We start from the raw sequence: 4515 nt of genomic DNA on the forward strand, positions 1-4515 counted from the left end.
GCTTCAGCGCATCGCCAACGGCTGGCCGAGCAGCCAGATCGAGGCGCTTATGCCATGGAACCACGCCGCGTGAACGGCCTCAGCTTGCCGCTTACCCAAGAGCTTCTGTTCCGTCGTGAACCGATGCCGGCGGGCAACGCCGATGATGACTTGAAACTTCGAAAACGTCTCGGACATAGGCGTATGCCTAGGACTAGGCCTAGCTCCTCCGGCTAACGCCGGTGTCCGGTCAAAACGGGGGCAGTTCAGGGGCCACCGCCGAAATCCATCACGGTGCGCACCCCGGTGCGCGGCGGAGGCTTCGTCGAGAGGACCTGGCAATCTCGATGGTCGGTCTGGCTCAGAACGCTGCGCGGGGAGCTCCCGCGGCGCGCAGGTACAGGGCAACGCGGCCGGTCTACGGCTAATTTTGACCGGTCGGGCGTGCTGGACGCGCGACAGGAGCTTGGCAAATCGTAGACGCTTGGCGTCCGATCGCCCATGACACTGCGTCTGCGACGAGCCACACACCAACGATGGTGGCGACGACGACTATCGTGACATATGCAAGTTGATGCTGGCGAGGTGGCGCGATCATAGAATGAGCCTAGTCTAGGGTAGGACGCTGTCGAGAGACGTCATGGCAATTGCGGGCCGGTTACTCAAACTCCGTGACATTAATCCAATGTGGGCAACGGCACGATCGAGGCGCAGACGGTAGCCGTCATACATACTTGATCTCCTGGAACCACTCGGGGCCAGCCGGGGCGGCCTTTCCAACCGTCGGAAGGCAAAACTCAAAATTTTGGCACTCGGAAGATAGATATTTGGCGGCAGTCTTAGACCAAGAGGGCCGCTATTTTTTAGGCGATAATCCCATTGATCGAGGCGCCGACGTTAGCGATTATCATAAGACGCTATTAGGTCCTGCTATTCAGCCTAAACCCAAGACGAAAACCTAGCCTCGGCCGCCCTGTATTACTACGAACTTCCGACGCCGATCCGCGGGCGTCTCCGTGGGCAGCGCACGCCACGCCCGGCGCCTTCGCTGGCGTCGTGCGCGGGGCTTCATTGAGCGCGGCAAAAGATTGTAGTAGCAGACGTACACAGCGCGAGTCATGAATCACTCCTATTCTTTCCCGCAGGTTGGCGGCGCTTTGCCTGCAGCTCGCAAACCCTTACGCGACAGGTCTTGTCCGAGAATGCTGACCCGTTTGTTCAGCGCGCGGCGCAACGCATTGCCCTCACATGCCGTCATCCTGCCAGCAGACCGCTCGGACATACAATCCATCATGACCCGTTGAATCTCGACTAGTGTCATACCTTCGATCTGGGCAATGCGCCTCTTAACTGCGGCGCGCAAGTTAGTAGTAGTCTTTTCAGACATCGATAGATTCCTGATGCTCCACGGGAGTCCGTCCCGAAAGGCTAACGGCGGCTGACGTTACTGCATCAACATTGGATCGGGCTCCTACCTACTCTAGGGGGCAGCCGGCCGACCGGATCGCGGTCGGCACCAGGCGCATGCTCCTCCATCCTTCAAGCCAGAGGTCCGAAACGCCGGGCTTCGCTCGGTCGCGAGCCTGATCCGGCGCGACGGCGGAGGAAGAGGTCCATGGCTTTCGTTTAACTAGCTTTGGCCCTGTTGTTTGGCTAGCGTGAATTCCCGAGTCCGCTGCTGTTGTTCAGGTCTTGACGGAGTTCCGAATGCGATGCGCGCCATTTCTTAGGAAGGCAGTCACTTTTTCGCAGCAAGTTGATCGATGGTGTTGATAGCCAAGGGCTTTCTGCCGCAGAACGGCTGGCTATATGGATCTATACGAGCCATTTTGCTGCGTGGTACCATCAGATAAATTCCGAGCTTTGGTCACGAAGCCATACTGGCATTACGTTCCGAGGGACCGATGCCAAGATTGTGGATATTAGGAAGTACAACCGTCCGGGAGGGATTGTCACTTGGCTGAGGGGAGAGCTATTGCGGAGCGTTTTTTTGCTCGCAAACATAAAGAAAAAGAGAACTTGACGCCCATTCAACGCCGGCAAAATTCGGGGCGCGCTTAACCGCCGAGATGCCGTTGCCAATACGCTATAAAGTCCACCGACTTGCCGCGCTTCAAGGCTAGCCTGGCAATCGGGGCTTACCTAACCTCGTTCGAGGCGGCCGGCCCCTCAAGCCGCAGTTTTTGCCGAAAGGCCGCGTCACGCTTACCTCTCGAAATAGATCGAGTCTTCGGATCACAACGGCTTGGTGATCTTCTCCCGATGCTTTCGTGGCCGTGAGCCAAGAAGATCCGGCAGAGTTGGCAACTGGGGGTTTGGCTCGAGACGCGGCTCCGTGGCCGGTTCGTCCTGGCCCTTCGCCTGGTGTCGGCGGCTGATCACAAGGCCAATGAGGCCGACGACTACCAGCACGGCCCCTACGAGAATGAGCCAGTGCGGCAATTGCAGCCATCCTGTCGCGGTCCTGATCGTATCCAATCTACTTCTTCACCTTGAACGATTTGCTTGGGAGGCAGGCGATTAACTGTGCACGAAAATTCGCGAGATGCCATTGGTGTAACTTCTCCTCTGGAAGTTACACCGCCAAATCAGCGTCTCGCAGGAGATCGTCACGACCGAGCCGCATGCGGAAGCTTGCGAGCGGCTTCTAGCTTCACTGCCATTTCTTCGAGCTCTCGAAGGTCAGTTATCTTCATTTCTTTCACGTATGGTCGTAGGCCTTCCAATGCGGAAGACCTAAAGCCGACAGCCTGATCTCGACAGGTCGGCCGAACAATGCTGATTACTGCTTCTCTGCGGGGACGGCGGCGTCGCTTGGGGGTGGTGCAGCTGGGGATGACGGCGGCGAAGTCTCCGCCACTATTAGTCTTCATATTTGAAGGCCTTTCTTAGAAAAGGCCTCAGGGACTCTTGACAGGAGAGTCTTGTGGTCGGCAACGTGCCGCTTGTGAACAACTTCCGCAGCGAGTCCCCGAAAGCTGGTTGCGGATCACGGAAGCCGGGGTGTCCAGACCCCGGTATTTCCGTAGGTGCGCGAATCTGCACACCATCGGGAATGTTGGATGATTCGCCTGTTCCGAGTCAACCGGCCCCGACACAACCTTGGCTCTTTCCGCCGTCAATTACCCTGAACTTCCAGCGCCGATCCGGGGCGATGTCGGTGCGGTGAGCCGCGCAGGCGCCACAGCGAGAGCAACGTCCACAAGCTGCGCAATGTCCACGCCTTTGTCCGCCACACCCAGCGCCTTCGCTGGCGTCGTGCGCGCGGCTTCATGAGCGCGGCAAAAGATTGCAGTGGCAAACGTATACAGCGCGACCGATGTCGGTTCTGTGACTCACTTCAAGGCTTGCCAACGGTCCGGACCGCCGCCCCCGTGTGACCACGACTTCAAGTCACATTACGACACGCCGGTCACGAGCAATCCTGAAGACTCAGAAGACTGTCGGGAAGAAAACGATCGTTCTCGGTCTTGAGGTACTGGCGACCATCGTGTTCTTCGACGATCACCTTGACCGTCTTGCCCTGCTCAGTGACCTCATAAGCGCTTTTGTCGCGTCTGACGTTTGCAATGGCTGTTTCTTCCAAGTTCTTGCCATCCTGAACCACCGACTGCTTGAATACGCAATGCGGCTAGTCATGGCTCACTCCTATTCGTCTCCAGCGGCAGAACGGCATCCAGCAAATCCCCAATCAACCAAGCGAGGATACCCCAATACTGGGGAGCGGCCTTACGGCGCGACGTAGTGCATTATTATCCCGACCAGCAGGACGGCGCTTAAGACCGCAAGGCCAATACAAATGCGGGACGAGGTTGAATAAGACCGAAAGTGTGATCGTTCGAACATGCCACGCTCCTCTTGTCCTTGACGCGAGCGGGTACCGCTCCTGTGTTTGTGTGCAAACTTCATGCCGCGAGTTCTTTCTTTAGGCGTACAAGCTTGGCGACCCGGCTTCGGGATCGCGGCCTTCTCACTGCGCTTAGCTCTCCCGCGTCGCGACAAGGTCTCGTCCGAGAATGCTGACCCGTTTGTTCAGCGCGTGGCGAGCATTGCCCTCACATGCCTTCATCCTGCCAGCAGACCGCTCGGACATACAATCCATCATGAACCATTGAATCTGGACTAGCGTCATACTTTCGATCTGGGCAATGCGCTTCTTAACTTCGGCGCGCAAGTTGGCAGTCTCATAGACATCGTCAGATCCTGATGCTCCACGGAGTCCAGCCCGAAAGGCTAACGACGTTTGACGGTACAGCATCAACATTGGATCGGGCTCCTACCTACTCTAGGGGGGCAGCCGGCTGACCGGATCGCGGTAGACACCAGGCACATGCCCCTCCATCCTTCAAGTCAGAGGGACAAGCAGGGCTCTATCGCGCGGGGGCGGGATGACAACCGACGCGACGGCTCACGCCATTTAAAAGGGGCTATCCATGTGTGGCGATCCGATCCCGATACTTGGTCCACTGCGCCCGCCGACGGGTGACATCGGGACGATCCTGCTCGGCGGCAATCAGCGTCTTTTTTGTAACTGAG

3 protein-coding genes are annotated in these 4515 nt (G+C 57.6%); all 3 read right to left on the minus strand.

Annotated features, from left to right (window positions below; translation table 11 throughout):
- Positions 1 to 1108 precede the first annotated feature (1108 nt).
- The 3 genes from K359_RS62775 to K359_RS0147125 all read right to left on the minus strand — a co-directional run bounded on the left by K359_RS62775 (position 1109) and on the right by K359_RS0147125 (position 4243).
- Entirely contained in the window at positions 1109 to 1366 is a 258-nt protein-coding gene (locus tag K359_RS62775; protein ID WP_156929117.1) for a hypothetical protein, read from the minus strand.
- Between the two features lie 2025 nt (positions 1367 to 3391).
- The gene (locus K359_RS0147120) at positions 3392 to 3565 is read right to left on the minus strand and encodes a DUF3892 domain-containing protein (RefSeq protein WP_175619680.1); all 174 of its coding nucleotides are present in this window, start codon (positions 3563 to 3565) and stop codon (positions 3392 to 3394) included.
- 393 nt (positions 3566 to 3958) lie between these two features.
- The gene (locus K359_RS0147125; RefSeq protein WP_029085163.1) at positions 3959 to 4243 is read right to left on the minus strand and encodes a hypothetical protein; all 285 of its coding nucleotides are present in this window, start codon (positions 4241 to 4243) and stop codon (positions 3959 to 3961) included.
- Between the last annotated feature and the right edge of the window lie 272 nt (positions 4244 to 4515).

Source organism: Bradyrhizobium sp. th-b2 (genome assembly GCF_000426785.1).
Lineage (GTDB): Bacteria > Pseudomonadota > Alphaproteobacteria > Rhizobiales > Xanthobacteraceae > Bradyrhizobium > Bradyrhizobium septentrionale.